Here is a 17,419-nt window from a genome sequence, read left to right as displayed (position 1 = left end):
TGGCCTCGCCCGCCGCCGCCAAGATCCTGGCCGAGAAGGGCGTGGACGCCGCTGCCGTGGCCGGCACCGGCCGCGATGGCCGCGTGACCAAGGGCGACGCCCTGGCCGCCAGCGCCGCCGCGCCCGCCAAGGCCGCCGCCGCTCCGGTCGCGCCCCCGACGCTGTCGCTGGACGGCCGTCCGGAACAGCGCGTGCCGATGAGCCGCCTGCGCGCCCGCATCGCCGAGCGCCTGCTGCAGTCGCAGCAGGAAAACGCGATCCTGACCACGTTCAACGAAGTGAACATGCAGGCCGTCATCGACCTGCGCAACAAGTACAAGGACAAGTTCGAGAAGGAACACGGCATCAAGCTGGGCTTCATGTCGTTCTTCGTCAAGGCCGCCGTGGCCGCCCTGAAGAAGTTCCCGCTGATCAACGCCTCGATCGACGGCAAGGACATCATCTATCACGGCTACTTCGACATCGGCATCGCCGTGGGCAGCCCGCGCGGCCTGGTGGTGCCGATCCTGCGCAACGCCGACCAGCTGTCGATCGCCGACATCGAGAAGGCCATCGCCGACTTCGGCCGCCGCGCCGCCGACGGCAAGCTGGGCATCGAAGAGATGACCGGCGGCACGTTCTCGATCTCCAACGGCGGCGTGTTCGGCTCGATGCTGTCCACCCCCATCATCAACCCGCCGCAATCGGCCATCCTGGGCGTGCACGCCACCAAGGAGCGCCCCGTGGTTGAAAACGGCCAGATCGTCATCCGTCCGATGAACTACCTGGCCCTGTCCTACGACCACCGCATCATCGACGGCCGCGAAGCCGTGCTGGGCCTGGTCGCCATGAAGGACGCGCTGGAAGATCCGCAGCGCCTGCTGCTGGACCTGTAATTCCAGCTTTCCCGTCCCGGCGCGCGGCGGCCCCGCCACGCGCGCCCGGGCCGGCGTCATGCCGGCCTGACGCGGACGGTGCGCGTTCCCCTTCATTTCCCATCGCGAGAACACTATGTCCAAACAATTCGACGTCGTCGTCATCGGCGCGGGCCCCGGCGGCTACATCGCCGCCATCCGCGCCGCCCAGCTCGGCATGTCGGTGGCTTGCATCGACGCCTGGCAGAACGGCCAGGGCGGCCCGGCTCCCGGCGGCACCTGCACCAACGTGGGCTGCATCCCGTCCAAGGCGCTGCTGCAATCGTCCGAGCACTACGAGCAGGCCAACCACCACTTCGCCGAGCACGGCATCGAAGTCAAGGGCGTGAGCCTGAAGCTCGACACGCTGATCGGTCGCAAGAACTCGGTGGTCAAGCAGAACAACGACGGCATCCTGTACCTGTTCAAGAAGAACAAGGTCACCTTCTTCCACGGCAAGGGCGCGTTCGCCGGCCAGGTCGAAGGCGGCTGGGCGATCAAGGTCACCGGCACCACCGAGGAGGACCTGGTGGCCAAGCACGTGGTCGTGGCGACCGGTTCGTCGGCGCGCGAGCTGCCCGGCCTGCCGTTCGACGAAAAGGTCGTGCTGTCCAACGACGGCGCGCTGAACATCGGCGCCGTGCCGAAGACGCTGGGCGTGATCGGCGCCGGCGTGATCGGCCTGGAAATGGGCAGCGTGTGGCGCCGCCTGGGTTCCGAAGTCACCATCCTGGAAGCGATGCCGGAATTCCTGGCCGCCGCTGACGGACAAGTGGCCAAGGAAGCCTTGAAGGCCTTCACCAAGCAGGGCCTGAACATCCAGATGGGCGTCAAGATCGGCGAGATCAAGGCGACCGCCAAGTCCGTGACCGTGCCCTACGTCGACGCCAAGGGCGCCGAGCAGAAGCTGGTGGTCGACAAGCTGATCGTCTCGATCGGCCGCGTGCCCTACACCGGCGGCCTGAACGCCGACGCCGTGGGCCTGAAGCTCGACGAGCGCGGCTTCGTCGCCGTGGACGGCGACTGCAAGACCAACCTGCCCAACGTCTGGGCGGTGGGCGACGTGGTGCGCGGCCCGATGCTGGCGCACAAGGCCGAGGAAGAGGGCGTGGCGGTTGCCGAGCGCATCGCCGGCCAGCACGGCCACGTCAACTTCGACACCGTGCCGTGGGTCATCTACACCTCGCCGGAAATCGCCTGGGTCGGCAAGACCGAGCAGCAGCTCAAGAAGGAAGGCCGCGAGTACAAGGCTGGCAGCTTCCCCTTCCTGGCCAACGGCCGCGCCCGCGCGCTGGGCGACACCACCGGCTTCGCCAAGGTGATCGCCGACGCCAAGACCGACGAGGTCCTGGGCGTGCACATCGTCGGCCCGATGGCCTCGGAGCTGATCTCGGAAGCCGTGACCATCATGGAATTCCGCGGCGCTGCCGAAGACATCGCCCGCATCTGCCACGCGCACCCGACCCTGTCGGAAGCCGTGAAGGAAGCCGCGCTGGCGGTGGACAAGCGCGCCTTGAACTTCTGATGCGCGGGCTCCGGTCCGTTCGGGGCCTGGCCCCGGCGGATCGGCGCCATGGTTGCCTGGGGGCGGGTTCGCGGATCCGCCCTTTTTTCATCCTGCCAGCCTGTTTCCCACATGAACGTCAGCGAATACTACGAACACGCCCTGGCCGAGCGCGGCTATCAGCCCGACGAGGCCCAGAAGAAGGCGATCGACCGCCTGCAGCGCTACTACGACGAATGGGTCAAGTTCAAGGCGATGCGCTCGAACGCGCTGAAGAAGCTGCTGAACCGGCCGGACGTGCCGCGAGGCGTCTATCTGTGGGGCGGGGTGGGGCGCGGCAAGAGCTTCCTGATGGACGCCTTCTACGCCACCGTGCCGGTGGTGCGCAAGACGCGCCTGCACTTCCATGAATTCATGCGCGGCGTGCACCGCGAGCTGGAAGAGGTCAAGGGCATGCAGGATCCGCTGGACGAAGTGGCTCGGCGCGTGGCCAAGCGCTACCGCCTGATCTGCTTCGACGAGTTCCACGTGTCCGACGTGGCCGACGCGATGATCCTGCATCGCCTGCTGCTCAAGCTGTTCGAGCACGGCACGTCCTTCGTGATGACGTCGAACTACGAACCATCGACCTTGTATCCCGAAGGGTTGCACCGCGACCGCGTGCTGCCGGCCATCGAGCTGATCCAGGCGCGCATGGACGTCATGAACGTGGACGCCGGCGTCGACTATCGCCGCCGTTCGCTGGAGCAGGTGCAGTGCTATCACACGCCGCTGGACGAGCGCGCGCAGGCGGCGCTGCAGGACGCGTTCAACCAGCTGGCCGACACGCCGCCGCAGGAACCGCTGCTGCACATCGAGCACCGCGAGATCCGCGCGCTTCAGCTGGCCGGCTCGGTGGTGTGGTTCGACTTCGCCACGCTGTGCGGCGGTCCCCGCTCGCAGAACGACTACCTGGAACTGGCCAACCGTTTCCACGCCGTGATCCTGTCCGGCGTGCCGCGCATGGGACCGCGCCAGGCCTCCGAGGCGCGCCGCTTCACCTGGCTGATCGACGTGTTCTACGACCATCGCGTCAAGCTCATCATGTCGGCCGAGTGCGAGCCGGAAGAGATCTACACCGAGGGCGCGCTGGCCAACGAGTTCCACCGCACCGTGTCGCGCATCCTGGAGATGCAGTCGCGCGAGTACCTGGAATCCGAGCGCCGGCTCACCGTGACGCTGTAGCGGCGCCACCGCGTCGGCAAGGCGCGGGGAGGGTGGCAAGAATCGGCGGCCGCACGGCCGCCTTTTTTGTTTCTCATATCGTAGTGAGAATAGTTATAATTTATAACTTCTATCCGCTTGAAAGGCGGATTCCGGCCTGGCCGCGGGCAAGCCCGATGGCCCGGCCCGCTCCGTATCCAACCTGACATTTCCGCTATTCCTGTGAAAGCTCCCGCCGCCGGCGCAGCCATGCTGCCCTATCAACTGGCCGTGGCCTCGCGCGCCATCGCCGCCATCCTGGGCTGCTACGGCCTGGCTTCCGCCGCCGCCGCCTGCCTGGCCGTCTGGCTGCCGCTGGCGCGGGCCGACGCCGTGGTGACGGCGCAGATGCTGTCCTTCGTGTTCTACGCCTGCGGCGTGATCTGGGTCTTCGCGACCCGCAACGCCTGGCGCGCCTGGGGCGGCATCCTGATCTCCACGGCCGCGCTGAGCCTGCTGTATCTGGCGGGCCGCGTCGCGGTGCCGGCATGAAGCCGGCGGACGCCAAGCAGCAGGGCCAGGAGGGCTTGCGCCAGGCCATGTCCTGGCTGCACACCTGGTCGGGGCTGATCTTCGGCTGGGCGCTGTTCGCGATGTTCCTGACCGGCACGCTGGCATTCTTCCGGCCGGAGATCACGCGCTGGATGCAGCCCGAGATCCAGGTCCGGCCCGCGCCCGCGCAACAGGCCGTGGTCACGGCCCAGCGCTATCTCAGCGAGCACGCGGTCGACGCCAAGCGCTGGTTCATCACGCCGCCGACGGACCGCGAGCCGCTGATCCTGCTGCTTTACCAGACGCCCAAGCCCAAGCCGGGCGAGCGCGGCTTCGTGCGGGTCAAGCTCGATCCACAGACCGGCCAGGCCGTGACGGCGCGCGAGACGCGCGGCGGCGACTTCTTCTACCGCTTCCACTTCGAGCTGGAGATCGGCTTTCCCTGGGGACGCTGGCTGGCCAGCATCGCGGGCATGTTCATGCTGGTGGCCATCATCAGCGGCGTCATCACGCACAAGAAGATCTTTGCCGATTTCTTCACCTTTCGTCCGAAGAAGGGCGGACAGCGCGCCTGGATGGACGGCCACAACGCGCTGTCCGTGCTGGGCCTGCCATTCCACCTGATGATCACGTTCAGCGGGCTGGTGCTGTTCATGGGCATGTTGATGCCGGCGGGCATCCTGGCTGTCTATGACGATGCGCGCCAGTTCAGCGACGAGGTCTTCGCCTCGTTCAAGGTCACGCCGCCGCGCGGCACGCCCGCGCCCCTGACCGATCTCGGGCCCTTGGTGGCGCAGGCCGAGAGCCACTGGCAGGGCAACGTGGGGCGCGTCACCGTCAACAACCCCGGCGATGCCGGCGCCACCGTGACGCTGACGCGCAACGCGGCCGACGGCGTGTCCTATGGCCGCCTGTCTCCCTACATGCGCTTTGATGGCGTGACCGGCCAGATGCAGGAGAACCTGGACGCGCTCAGCCCCACCGTGCGCACGGCGGGCGTGATCACCGGCCTGCACCTGGGACTGTTCGCCGCGCCGGTGCTGCGCTGGTTCTATTTCCTGGTGAGCCTGGCTGGCACCGGCATGGTCGGCACCGGCCTGGTGCTGTGGATCGCCAAGCGTCGCCAGAAGGCCCGGCCGGGCGCGCGCGAAGCCTTCTCGCTGCGCCTGGTGGACGGCTTGAACGCCGGCACGGTGGCCGGCCTGTTCATCGCCGTCGCCGCCTTCTTCTGGGCCAACCGCCTGCTGCCGCACGACCTGCCGGGACGCCAGCTCTGGGAAGTGCGCGCTTTTTTCTCGGCCTGGGGCCTGTCGCTGGTCTACGCTTTCCTGTTCCAACGCCGCAAATGGCTGGACCTGCTGGCCGTCGCCGCCGCGTCGCTGGCGCTGGTGCCGGTGATCAATGCGTTGACCACCCAGCGCCATCTGGCGGTCTCGCTGCCGGCCGGCGACTGGGTGATGGCCGGATTCGACCTGACCTGCCTGGCCGGTGCGTTGCTGCTGGCCTGGGTGGCCCGCAAGGCGGCCCGCGCCCGCAAGGCGCCGGCCGGCCGTCCGGCGGCCCGGCCCGCGCCGTCCCCTCAATCTTCCCCAGCCGCTTGAGAATCGAGGAGCAACCATGACGCTTGCCGCCTTCTGCCTGGCCTATGCGGGTTTCTCCGCCCTGTGCCTGGGCATGGACCGTCATTACGAAGACGTGTTCGACCGCGAACTGCCGCAACGCCATCGTCTGCCGCTGCGGCTGTTCGGCTGGATCGCGCTGGCGCTGTCCTTGTGGGCCTCGGCGGCGGTCTGGGGCTGGAGCTACGGCACGGTCGAATGGATCGGCATCCTCAGCATCGCCGGCCTGCTGCTGATCTGGTTCCTGACCTTCCGTCCGCGCGCGGCCCTGACCGCCGGCGGCCTGTGCGCGCTGGCCGCGCCCGTGCTCGCCGTGGTCTGACGCGCCGCCGGTCTGCTCAGGCCGGAGCGGCCAGTTTCATCTGCCGTTGATAGAACAGCAGATCGAGCTCGGGAGCCTGCCCGGAAACGCGCGTCAGCATGGCGTGCGCCTGCCCGCGGTGGTGCGTCTGGTGATTGAACCAGTGGGCGAGGGCGGATCCGACGTGCTGCCGCAGTTGCTCCGGCGTCGAGGTCCGCCGGTACGAAATGACGGTATCCATGGCGGACTCGGGCAAGGCCAGGACATAGCGGGCGATCTCCTCGTCCTCACGTTCTCGCGCGGCTTTCAACGCCGGGAAGTCCTCGAGAAGGATCTGGTCCAGGCGATAACCCGGATCCGGCAGGCCACAGAGGCGATGCCGCCAGATCCGGTCCGTCACGAGCAGGTGATTGAGCGTGCCCTCGATGGACTTGAAGTAGGCGCCGCAATCCTGGCGGTATTGTTGGGCTTCGAGCCCGCCGACCGCGTTGTACAGGATCCGGTTCGCCCAAGCGTTGTACCGCGCGAGGACATCGAAATGCGCCTTGAGTGTCGCCATGTGCACGCTCCCGTCACGGGCCGGCGGGCTCAGTCGCCGACGGCCATCGCTTCATCCGCAATCGCTTCGGGCAAGGGCCCGACATAGCGAGATTGCGGCCGGATCAATCTTCCTGTCAATGCCTGTTCCCGCGCATGGGCGATCCATCCCGAGACGCGTCCCATGGCGAAGATGCAGGTGAAGACCTCGCGATCGAAACCCAGGGCGTCCAGCAGCAAGGCCGTATAGAACTCGACATTCGTCTCCAGCGCGCGATCAGGCTTGTGGCGGCGCAGCGTATCCAGCGCGATCCGTTCGATCGTCTGCGCCAGTTCGGCGCGCTGGCCGGGCACATGATGGCCCTGCAGCAGCGGCTGCAATGCGGCCTTCAGCGCATCGGCGCGCGGGTCCCGGACCCGGTAGATGCGATGGCCGAATCCCATCAGCCTGTCGCCGCGCGCCAGCGCCGCATCCAGCCACGTCGACGCCTTGTCCGCCGTGCCGATGGCATCCAGCATGTCCAGCACCGGACCCGGCGCGCCGCCGTGCAGCGGGCCCTTCAATGCGCTGATCGCGGCCAGGACCGACGATGTCAGTCCGGCCCGGGTCGAGGCCACGACCCGGCTCGCGAACGTGGACGCGTTCAGGCCATGGTCGGCCACCGTCACCAGGTACGCATCCAGCGCATGTACATGGGCGGCCTCGGCGGGCAGTCCCGACATGCGCAGAATGTCGGCGGCGTGTCCCAGGCCAGCGTCCGGCGGAATCGGGGCGTGGCCTTGCCGCAGCCGGATCAGGCCGGCGGTGAAGACCGCCGGCGCGGCCACCAGATGCAGCGCGGTGACCGGGTCATTGCCGTCCTGGATCCTGGCGACCAGCGCGCGCATCGCGTCGATGGGTTCCAGCGCGAGCAAGGCCGCGTCGGCCGAACCCAGGTGCTGGAACACCGCGACCCGGGCGGCGCCCAGCGCCGATTGCCAGTGCTGCGGGGGCGCGGGCTCATCCAGGAACTGCTCGAACAGCATCGCCATCACGCCTTCATAGGTCTCGCGTGCTGCCAGATCATCGAGCGAGCGCCCGCGGATGATCAGTTTTCCACGATTGCCATCCACCTCGGACAAGACGGTTTCCGCCGCGATCACTTCGTCCAAACCTATCGCCATCACATGCTCCTTGTTGATGGGATCATGTTCATCTGCAATAGTGTTGACGTCAATCTTGATTAATTTGATCAATATAAATTCCATGACCTGGATCACCGCCCATGAAGCCGTCGAGCTGACGGGCGTGCGCATGCAGACCCTGTATGCCTACGTCAGCCGAGGCAAGATCCGCAGCAGGCAGGACGGCGCCGATTCCCGCCGCAGCCTGTATCACCGTGACGACGTGGTCCGCATGGCGGGACGCCAGCGCGGGCAACGCAATGCCGCCACGGTGGCCAGCGGCGCCATGGAATGGGGTGATCCGGTCATGCCGTCCGCCATCTCGACGGTGCGGGATGGCCGCCTGTGGTACCGGGGCGCCGATGCCGTCGAACTGGCCCGCGCGAGTCAGTTGGAAGATATTGCGGCCGTCCTGTGGGAGACCGGCGATGCAAGCGTGGATCTTGCCGCCGTGCCGGCCGGCGCGGCGCCGCCTCCTGGCGAAGCCGGGGCCATACAGCCGGGCATCGTGGCGATGGCGGGACGCTGTGTCGCCGACCTGCCCACGCAGGGCCGGTCCCTGGGCGCGCTCAGGGCGGAAGCCCGCGGCGTCCTGGCAACGCTTGTCGTCTCGATGTTCGGATCCCAGGCGCTGCTCGCGGGCGGCAGCATCAGCCAGCAGCTGGCGGCTGCCTGGAAACGACCGCGCGCGGAACCCGCCATCCGGCAGGCGCTGTGTCTGCTGGCGGACCACGAGCTCAATGCCTCGACCTTCGCCACGCGCGTGACAATCTCGACCGGCGCCAGCCTGTCCGCCGGCATCCTGTCGGGTTTGGCGACCTTGACGGGGCCGCTGCATGGCCGGGCGGCGATGAGCCTGAAACCGCTGATCGATGCGATGGCGCATGCCGATGCCGAATCCCTGGTGCGAGAGCGCCTGCATATGGGCTTGGGCTTTCCCGCCTTCGGGCACCCCTTGTATCCCGCCGGAGATCCGCGCGCCGCCGCGCTGCTGGAAAGCCTGGCCCTGCCAAGCGCCTATGCCGACCTGGCCCGGCAGGTCGAGCGCCTGGCGGGCGAGCGGCCGAACATCGATTTCGGACTGGCGGCGCTGAGCGCCGTGCACCGTCTGCCCTCGCATGCCCCGCTGGCGCTCTTCGCCATCGGACGTTGCGTGGGCTGGCTCGCCCATGCGCTGGAGCAGGCCGGGTCAGGGCAGATGATCCGGCCGCGCGCGCGCTACGTCGGCGTTTCCCCGCCTGTCGCGCCGCCCGTCGCATCGGCGACCCGGAACGTCGCCAGGCGGCACCGGAAAGGCGGGGCCTGACCGCGCCAGCGGGGCTGGCAATCCAGGGACGCAACGCCGACACGTTACACTTGGACCCTCCTCCAGCAACCGCAGCCTCATCTCATGAACACCCGCGTCCTTACCGGCATCACCACCTCCGGCACCCCCCATCTCGGCAACTACGCCGGCGCGATCCGCCCGGCCGTCGTCACCAGCACCCAGCCCGGCGTGGACGCGTTCTTCTTCATGGCCGACTATCACGCGCTGATCAAGTGCGACGATCCGGCGCGGGTGGCGCGATCGCGGCTGGAAATCGCCGCCACCTGGCTGGCGGTGGGCCTGGACCCTGAGCGCGTCACGTTCTATCGACAGTCCGACATTCCCGAGATCCCCGAGCTGTGCTGGGTGCTGAACTGCGTCACGGCCAAGGGCCTGATGAACCGCGCCCACGCCTACAAGGCCTCGGTGGACCAGAACGAGGCCAAGGGCGTGGAGCCGGACGACGGCGTGACCATGGGCCTGTTTTCCTATCCGGTGCTGATGGCCGCCGACATCCTGATGTTCAACGCGCACAAGGTGCCGGTGGGCCGCGACCAGATTCAGCACCTGGAAATGGCGCGCGATATCGCGCAGCGCTTCAACCATCAGTACGGTCGCGACTATTTCACGCTGCCCGAGGTGACGATCGAGGAAGAAGTCGCCACGCTGCCGGGCCTGGACGGTCGCAAGATGTCCAAGAGCTACAACAACACGATTCCGCTGTTCGAAGGCGGCGCGCAGGCGCTGCGCGCCTCGGTGATGCGCATCGTGACCGATTCGCGCGCGCCGGGCGAACCCAAGGATGCCGAGAATTCGCACCTGTTCACGATCTACCGCGCTTTCGCGACGCCGGCTCAGTCCGCCGCGTTCCGCAAGCAGCTGGAAGAGGGCATGGGCTGGGGCGACGCCAAGCAGTTCCTGCTGGACCATCTGGAACAGCTGCTGGCGCCGATGCGCGAAAAGTACTTCGACCTGATGGCCAACCCCGGTCGCATCGAAGAAGTGTTGCAGGCCGGCGCGGCGAAGGCGCGCAAGCTGGCCACGCCGTTCATGGCCGAACTGCGCGAGGCCGTGGGCCTGCGCAATCTGAGCGTCGCCGTGTCGCAGGATAAGGCGGCCGGCAAGAAGGCCAAGGGCAAGGGCGCCCGCTTCGTCAGCTTCCGCGACGACGGTGGTTTCCGCTTCCGACTGTTGGCGGCCGATGGCGCCGAGGTGCTGCTGTCGCGTCCTTTCGTCGATCCCAAGGAAGCCGGCCAGTACATGCGGCGACTGCAGGAAGCCTCGCCGGACGAGCTGCTGCAGGCCGGGCGCGTGACGGTGGACGGAAACGAAATCGCTGTTGCGCCGGCGGACCAGGACGCGTCCGAATGGACGGCGCGGTTGCGCGAGGCCCTGCTGTCCCTGCCGCGCGATTGAACGCGGGTGGAAAAAAATGAAGGCCGGTGCGCTGTGAGGCGTACCGGCCTTTTTACCTTCCATGCAGGGTGGCAAGGCCCCGGGGCCGCCTGGGGCAGGGCCTTGCCTGGGTGGTGATTAGTAGGCGGCCACGATGCGCCCGATCGACGGTCGAGCGCTATCCTGCGCCGAGTTTTGCTGCTGCGTCCACCAGCTGTAATTGTGGTCGTCACCGATCAAGCTGCCATGCCAACCGTTCGGCCGGTTGATTTGCACCGATGTGGTCGAGTCCGCGATCCAGCCGAAGTTGGTCCCGATCAGGCCGCCGGTCGCCGAGCCGCCGGTGATGGATCCGGAGGCCTGGGTGTTGTAGACGTTACCGACGTTGACGCCCACGATGCCGCCCGCCGACGCGCCGGGGGGCGCCTGGATGTCGACCTTGGCGACGGAGTACGCGATGTATCCCGACGTCAGCACGCCGGCGATGCCGCCCAGTGCGCCGGCGCCGGAGTACGCCGGCGACGACGACAGCACGCCCTTGACGTTCAGATTCTGCAGTCGCGCGTCTTCGGCATTGCCCACAATGCCGCCGATCTGTGCGCCGGATCCGCCGCGCAGGTCGACGGTGGCGTTGACGTCGGACAGGTTGCTATCGACGATCTGGCCGGCGATGCCGCCAATCTTCGCGTTGACGCCGCCCTGTACCGTGGCGTTCACCTGCACTCGCTGCACGTTGGCCGACACGTTGCTGCCTATCAGTCCGCCGAGCGTTGCGGCCGTGAGGTCCCTGACCTGACCCTCGTAGCGCGCGTCCTCGATCGTGCCGCCCAAGTAGCCAGTGCCCTGGTTCTCGCCGATCAAGCCGCCGATGGCGGCGCTGCGGTAGCCATTCACTGCGCCCCGAGCTTCCACGTTCGACAGCATGCCGTTGATGTTGACGCCAATCAGCCCGCCCACCTTGCTTTTGATACCGGCCGACGATACCGAGACGGTGCTGGTGGCGTTGCTGATGTAGCCGGATCTGTAGGCGCCCGTCCTGTCCAGCGTATTCAGGCCGACCAGCCCGCCCACGCTGGCATTGGCATACTGCACCGAGATCGTGCCGCTGCTGCGCACGTCGCGCAGTTCGGCGCCAAGGTTGCGGCCGACCAGGCCGCCGACGGCGGTGCCGTTTGCCGGGTTGTCATAACTTCCACCGGCGATGTACGCGTGCGCCGCGCTGTTGCTGATCTGCTTGGCGCGCGGCGTGTCCTGCACCAGGCCGACCAGTCCGCCGATCGCGGTGCTGCCGGCGTTGCCCAGCACGTTGCCGCTGAAGGACGAGTTGCTGATATCGCCCCAGAAGTAGTTGCCTACCAGCCCGCCGACGACATGCGGATTGCGGCTGCCCATCACCGAGCTGTTGGTGGCATGGACGTTGTCGATATTGCCGGAGTTGAAGCCGGCCAGCACGCCCAGCTGCGTGGCCCAGGGGCTTTGCATGCCGTTGACCGTGGCGCGGTCCAGCGTCATGTTGCGGACCGTGCCGCTGACGCGGCCGAACATGCCAAGCGCTTGTCCGTTGCCGTAGATGCTCAGGTCGGTAATGGTATGGCCCAGGCCGTCGAAAACGCCGCTGAACTCCCGCTGGCCGCCGGCCAGCGCCGTGAAGTAGCCCTGGCCTGCGATATCGCTGCCCAGCACGTAATGGCCGCTCAAATTGGCGTCGATGGCCTTCAGTTGGGCCAGCGTGTGCACAACTTTGTAGTCCTGGCCATTGGCGCTGAACGCGGCGTTCGCCCCGGACAGCGTCACGGCGGCGCCGCGGCCGATCCGATGGCCATTGCCGGAGTTCAGCGCCAGCGCGGCGTTCCGGCCGGTCAGGGTGATGTTCTTGTCGATCAGCACGTTGCTGCCGCCCAGCGTCAGCCGGGCGTTGTGGCCTTGAGCGGTGATGGCGCCGCCGATCTTGACATCGCCCGAGGACAGCAGGTTCAGGGCGTTGTCGTGCTGCCACGCGAGGGTGTTCTCGACCGCCAGGCTGTTGTCGCCGATGAGCGATACCTGGTTCTGCGCCAGCAGATTGGTCAGCTGCGCGGCGGACAACAGCGTATCGCTGGACCCGTCCGGCGTCATCCGCAGGGTATCGCTCACGCGCACGCGCGAGCCCCTCAGTTCCAGCATGCCGGTTTCCCTGCCGGCGCCGGCCTGGGTGGATGCCTTCATCGACTGAGCAAGCTCCAGCTTGGAGCCGTGGACCATGATCATGCCGCCATCGGCCGCGTTCTTCACGCCGCTGGCATCCAGCTTGCCGCTGACACTTACGGCGTGATTGAAGCCCTGCAGCATGATTCGGCCGGACCTGTCGCCCTGCAGGGACACCGCCTCGATCGTGCCTTCGTTGTTGACCACGGTGCGCAGCAGCGCATTGGTGGCGTTCGCTTGCAACCAGACGTCGCCGCCCGCCGCCTGGATCAGGCCGCCGTTGTGTGCCAGCGCGTCCACCGCGCCCTTGTCGATTTGCAGGTACATCAAGCTGCCTTTGTCGAGATGCAGGCGGATGTTCCCGCCGGCGGCCAGCGCGGCGCTGCCCTCGGTGGCCTGGATCGTGCCGGTGTTGCCGACCTGCGCGCCCAGTAGCGCCACAGTGCCGCCGGCGGCGGCCTGGATGGAACCCGCGTTGCCGACCTGAGCGGCCGAGTCGCCAGCGAACACGTAGCGGCCCGCCTTGAAGTCCTCGTTGCTGATGTTCAGGGTCGAAGCCACCAGGCTACCCACATTGACTTGCGCGCCCTGGCCGAACAGCACGCCGTTCGGGTTCACCAGGAAGACCTGGCCGTTGGCGTCGATGCGGCCCAGGATGCTGCTGCCCTCATTGCCGATGACGCGGTTCAGCGCGATCGCGTTCTGGTCGGGCTGGCGGAACGTGACGCCTTCCTGGGCGCCGACGTTGAAGCTCTCCCAGTTGGTGATCAGCTTGTGGCTCTGCTGGTCCACGATCATCTGCTGGCCTTCGGCCTGGATCGTGCCCTTGCCGTCGACCACCGCTCCGCCCGTCGGCAGGGCATGGGCCAGTCCGGCGAAGGCGAGCCCGATCAGCGAGGCGCCTGCCGTCATCAGCACGCGGCCGCGTCCCGCCTTGCCACGGCGGCGTGTCAGTTCGCTGGCGACCTGCCAGCACCCCTGGGTAGCGTTCCAGACCAGCGCGTAACTCTTGTTCATAGCGAACGTCCTTTGTCGATTGATTCTGCTGCTCCCCAGCAGATGGGCCCCGCGATGCGAATGTCGAACTTTGCAAGCTAGGGGTTGTAGGCGCTTTCGGACGGGCGGAAACGTGCATGGTGCAAAAACGCAGTTCTTCTATTTCTCAATCAAATTTCTTCTATCAAGAATTGGAGAAAATATGAGTGACGCGCCGGCTTTCAGCGATTGGACGCGCCCTTGTCACGCAGTCGAGGTCGGCCGACGGAATCGGGGGGGCTGGCGTTGACACTACCGGGAAGGAAGAGCGGGCAGGAGAGGGAGGGCGGACAGGCGAGAGAGAGAGCATGCAGAGAAGGCGTGCATGCGGATACCGCTCGGGGCCAAGAATGGCGTGTCGCCGGCGTTTGCGGCGTAGCGGTCCGTGCCCGGGCCGCGTTTGCGGCGGCGCGGGCTGGCGGGCGTGCACGCGCCGCCTCTCGGGCGAGAGGAGCGCGTCACCCGCCTTGCCGAGTCGTCAGCGCGGCCGGTTGGCGACGATGCGGCCGTCGCGCACCTGGAAGCGCTGGGCGCTGCCCTGGCCGGCGATTTCGAGCAGGTCGCCGTCGGAATAGCCGGTGACGTTGGGACAGTCGAGCCATTCCGGATTGATGAAGGGGAAGTACTTCAACGAGCCGCTGCCCTGGCTGGCGAAATCGAAGGTGGTGTTGGCCACGACCTCCGGGTCCCACTGGCTGGCGTCGAAGGTCAGCGCGCAGCCGGCGCCGATGCGATAGACGATGCTGGCGCCCATGCTGGCGAAGCCCAGCGCGCCGACGTGCAGCTGGGCGCCGTTGACCAGCTCGATCACGCGCGTGCCCAGGCGCTCCAGCGTGATGTGCTTGAAGGTGACTTCGGCGCCGTCCACGATCAGCCGCGTGTACTGGCCTAAAGTGATTTCGTTGTAGACACCGCTGAGACTGGCTTCTTTTTCGGTAATGGTTGCCGTTTCGTTGGCGGCAAGCGTAATGGTAGTGCGCATGACAGACGGATCTCCGGGCTTTCTCAGGGGCGGCGCGCTTTTCTTCTTGTGCTTCTGTCCGATAGGCGTGTGCGCCGTCGCTCGCCTGATCATGGGATGTGCCCGCGCCCTGTCGCCCCCTGGCGCTACCGCTTTTTATTATTTGGACACAATTCGATATTTTCCCTTATTTTTGTTGCTTTTGGATTGAGGGATCGCAAGAAAAGCGGGGGGCTAGGGGTAAGTCCTAGTCGTGGTTCCCAGTCTCGTTTGTCGACAAAAAAACCGGCGCACGAGGCGCCGGTTTTTTCTTGGCAAGCCGTCGTTGCGGCTAGCGCTTGAGCTTGGCGAACGCATCCGCCATCGCGCTGTTCATCATGCCGCCACCACCGCCGCCGCCATTGCCGCCGCGGCCGCCGTCGCCCTGGCCACGGCGGGCCGGACGGTCGCTGCCCTTGGGGGCGGCGTCGCCCGAGCGCCGGGCCGGCGCGGCCGTGTCGTTCAGGCGCATGGTCAAGGCCACGCGCTTGCGCGCCACGTCCACTTCCAGCACCTTCACGCTCACGGTCTGGCCCACGCGCACCACGTCGCGAGGATCCTTGACGAACTTCTCGGCGAGCGCCGAGATGTGGACCAGGCCGTCCTGGTGCACGCCGATGTCCACGAACGCGCCGAAGTTCGCCACGTTGGTGACCACGCCTTCGAGCACCATGCCGGGATACAGGTCGTTCAGCGTTTCCACGCCTTCCTTGAACTGGGCAGTCTTGAACTCGGGGCGCGGGTCGCGGCCGGGCTTTTCCAGTTCGGCGAAGATGTCGCGCACGGTCGGCAGGCCGAAGCGCTCGTCGGTGAAGTCCGATGGCGACACGCCCTTGAGCGCCTCGCGCTGGCCGATGATCTGCTTCACCTCGGCCTTGATCTTGGCGACGATGCGCTCGACCACCGGATAGGCTTCCGGGTGCACCGAGGACGCGTCCAGCGGATTGTCGCCGTTGGGGATGCGCAGGAAGCCGGCGGCCTGCTCGAAGGCCTTGTCGCCGAAGCGCGGCACCTTGAGCAGCATGCTGCGGGTGGCGAAGGCGCCGTTCTCGTCGCGCCAGGCCACGATGTTCTTGGCCAGCAGCGAGTTCAGGCCCGACACGCGCGTCAGCAGGGCAGCCGAGGCCGTGTTCACGTCCACGCCCACGGCGTTCACGCAATCCTCGACCACGGCGTCCAGCGAGCGCGCCAGCTCGCGCTGGTTCACGTCGTGCTGGTACTGGCCCACGCCGATGGCCTTGGGATCGATCTTGACCAGCTCGGCCAGCGGATCCTGCAGGCGGCGCGCGATCGATACGGCGCCGCGCAGCGTCACGTCCAGGTCCGGGAATTCCTGCGCGGCCAGTTCCGACGCGGAGTAGACCGAGGCGCCGGCCTCGGAGACCACCACGCGCGTGACCTTCAGGTCGGGGAAGCGTTCCATCATGTCGCCCACCAGCTTCTCGCTTTCGCGCGAGGCGGTGCCGTTGCCGATGGCGATCAGGTCGACCTTGTGGCGCCCGACCAGCGCGGCCAGCGTGTTGATGGTGCCTTCGCGGTCGCGACGCGGCTCGAAGGGGTAGACGGTGGTGGTGTCGACGACCTTGCCGGTCTGGTCGATCACGGCGACCTTGCAGCCGGTGCGGATGCCGGGGTCCAGGCCCAGCACGGCTTTGGGGCCGGCCGGCGCGGCCAGCAGCAGGTCTTTCAGGTTGGCCGCGAACACGCGGATCGCCTCGGCTTCGCCGCTCTCGCGCAGGCGGCCGATGAGCTCGCTTTCAAAGGCCGTGAGCAGCTTGACGCGCCAGGTCCAGCGGCATACCTCGCCCAGCCAGCGGGCGCGCGGCGTGGCGTCCAGCGCGAACAAGCCGCGGCCCAGCTTGAGGAAGTCGGCGATGCGCGCCACGCAGGGGTGGGGCGTCTGCGCCTCGAGCTCGGCTTCCAGGCCCAGGCGCAGCTCCAGCACGCCTTGCTGGCGGCCGCGCAGCAGCGCCAGGATGCGGTGCGAGGGCAGGGTGCGCAGCGGCTCGTTGAAGTCGAACCAGTCGCGGAAATTGGCGCCTTCGGTTTCCTTGCCGTCCACCACCTTCGAGTACAGCAGGCCGGTGGACCACAGGTGCTCGCGCATGTCGGCCAGCAGGTCCGCGTTCTCGGCGTAGCGCTCTGCGAGGATGTCGCGGGCGCCGTCCAGCGCGGCCTTGGCGTCGGTGATCGAGGCTTCGGGATTCAGGTACTGCGCGGCCAGCGCGGCCGGATCGCAGCCCGGATCGGCCAGGATGGCGTCGGCCAGCGGTTCCAGGCCCGCTTCGCGGGCGATCTGGGCGCGCGTGCGGCGCTTGGGCTTGTAGGGCGCGTACAGGTCTTCCAGGCGCTGCTTGGTGTCGGCGGCGGCGATTTCCTGCTGCAGCTCGGGCGTCAGCTTGCCCTGTTGCGAGATGGATTCCAGGATGGCGCCGCGACGCTCTTCGAGCTCGCGCAGATAGCCCAGGCGGACTTCCAGGTTGCGCAGCACCGTGTCGTCCAGGCCGCCGGTGGCTTCCTTGCGGTAGCGGGCGATGAAAGGCACCGTGGCGCCGTCGTCCAGCAGCTCGACCGCGGCTGCGATTTGGTTGGCGCGCACGCCGAGCTCGGTGGCGAGCAAAGCGACGATGCGGGCGTTGTCGACGCCGGCGGCGACGTTCGTGATAACGGAAGTTTCAGACATCTCGATACGACGACAAAAAGGAAAAACAAGGGGCGGATTGTGCCACAAGCCACTGTTACAGAAC

Annotated in this window: 13 protein-coding genes; 8 read left to right on the top strand and 5 right to left on the bottom strand. The window is 67.2% G+C overall.

What is annotated here, in order from left to right:
- The 6 genes from odhB to ACEU5R_RS22285 form a co-directional block, all read left to right on the top strand.
- The coding region (gene odhB / locus ACEU5R_RS22310) for a 2-oxoglutarate dehydrogenase complex dihydrolipoyllysine-residue succinyltransferase (protein ID WP_392411696.1) at nt 1-875 on the top strand (875 nt) is incomplete at its 5' end.
- A gap of 115 nt (nt 876-990) precedes the next feature.
- Complete coding sequence (lpdA, locus tag ACEU5R_RS22305; protein ID WP_103273230.1) at nt 991-2,418, top strand: dihydrolipoyl dehydrogenase; 1,428 nt, start codon at nt 991-993, stop codon at nt 2,416-2,418.
- 111 nt (nt 2,419-2,529) lie between these two features.
- On the top strand, nt 2,530-3,621 hold the full coding sequence (zapE, locus tag ACEU5R_RS22300) for a cell division protein ZapE (RefSeq protein WP_392411693.1): 1,092 nt from the start codon (nt 2,530-2,532) through the stop codon (nt 3,619-3,621).
- A gap of 228 nt (nt 3,622-3,849) precedes the next feature.
- Nucleotides 3,850-4,131, top strand: a complete 282-nt coding sequence (locus tag ACEU5R_RS22295; RefSeq protein ID WP_392411691.1) for a DUF3649 domain-containing protein — start codon at nt 3,850-3,852, stop codon at nt 4,129-4,131.
- On the top strand, nt 4,128-5,732 hold the full coding sequence (locus ACEU5R_RS22290; RefSeq protein ID WP_392411690.1) for a PepSY-associated TM helix domain-containing protein: 1,605 nt from the start codon (nt 4,128-4,130) through the stop codon (nt 5,730-5,732). The genes ACEU5R_RS22295 and ACEU5R_RS22290 overlap by 4 nt, the downstream gene beginning before the upstream one ends.
- A 16-nt stretch (nt 5,733-5,748) precedes the next feature.
- Nucleotides 5,749-6,072 (top strand): DUF3325 domain-containing protein, encoded by a 324-nt coding sequence (locus ACEU5R_RS22285; RefSeq protein WP_392411688.1) that lies wholly within the window; start codon nt 5,749-5,751, stop codon nt 6,070-6,072.
- A 16-nt stretch (nt 6,073-6,088) separates the two neighbouring features.
- Here ACEU5R_RS22285 and ACEU5R_RS22280 read toward each other — a convergent pair whose 3' ends face one another.
- Both ACEU5R_RS22280 and ACEU5R_RS22275 read right to left on the bottom strand, forming a co-directional pair.
- Nucleotides 6,089-6,610, bottom strand: a complete 522-nt coding sequence (locus tag ACEU5R_RS22280; protein ID WP_103273235.1) for a DinB family protein — start codon at nt 6,608-6,610, stop codon at nt 6,089-6,091.
- Between the two features lie 29 nt (nt 6,611-6,639).
- Nucleotides 6,640-7,884, bottom strand: coding sequence for a citrate synthase/methylcitrate synthase (locus tag ACEU5R_RS22275; RefSeq protein WP_392411686.1), 1,245 nt, complete (start codon nt 7,882-7,884; stop codon nt 6,640-6,642).
- Here ACEU5R_RS22275 and ACEU5R_RS22270 point away from each other — a divergent pair.
- Together ACEU5R_RS22270 and ACEU5R_RS22265 are read left to right on the top strand one after the other, a co-directional pair.
- Nucleotides 7,835-9,058, top strand: coding sequence for a citrate synthase family protein (locus tag ACEU5R_RS22270; RefSeq protein WP_392411685.1), 1,224 nt, complete (start codon nt 7,835-7,837; stop codon nt 9,056-9,058). The genes ACEU5R_RS22275 and ACEU5R_RS22270 overlap by 50 nt on opposite strands.
- Nucleotides 9,059-9,142: 84 nt before the next feature.
- Nucleotides 9,143-10,474, top strand: coding sequence for a tryptophan--tRNA ligase (locus ACEU5R_RS22265; RefSeq protein WP_392411683.1), 1,332 nt, complete (start codon nt 9,143-9,145; stop codon nt 10,472-10,474).
- Nucleotides 10,475-10,591: 117 nt separating this feature from the next.
- Here ACEU5R_RS22265 and ACEU5R_RS22260 read toward each other — a convergent pair whose 3' ends face one another.
- The 3 genes from ACEU5R_RS22260 to tex all read right to left on the bottom strand — a co-directional run bounded on the left by ACEU5R_RS22260 (nt 10,592) and on the right by tex (nt 17,355).
- Nucleotides 10,592-13,654 carry a GLUG motif-containing protein gene (locus tag ACEU5R_RS22260; protein ID WP_392411682.1) on the bottom strand — a complete coding sequence of 1,021 codons (3,063 nt, stop codon included), beginning with the start codon at nt 13,652-13,654 and terminating at the stop codon, nt 10,592-10,594.
- A gap of 496 nt (nt 13,655-14,150) precedes the next feature.
- Nucleotides 14,151-14,654 (bottom strand): hypothetical protein, encoded by a 504-nt coding sequence (locus ACEU5R_RS22255; RefSeq protein ID WP_392411680.1) that lies wholly within the window; start codon nt 14,652-14,654, stop codon nt 14,151-14,153.
- A 310-nt stretch (nt 14,655-14,964) separates the two neighbouring features.
- Nucleotides 14,965-17,355, bottom strand: coding sequence for an RNA-binding transcriptional accessory protein Tex (gene tex, locus ACEU5R_RS22250; protein WP_392411679.1), 2,391 nt, complete (start codon nt 17,353-17,355; stop codon nt 14,965-14,967).
- Nucleotides 17,356-17,419 lie beyond the last annotated feature (64 nt).

The organism is Achromobacter sp. 413638, from assembly GCF_043119405.1.
GTDB lineage: Bacteria > Pseudomonadota > Gammaproteobacteria > Burkholderiales > Burkholderiaceae_B > Achromobacter.
Note: the sequence above shows the minus strand (reverse complement) of the source record. Positions and strands in the feature narration are given on the sequence as shown.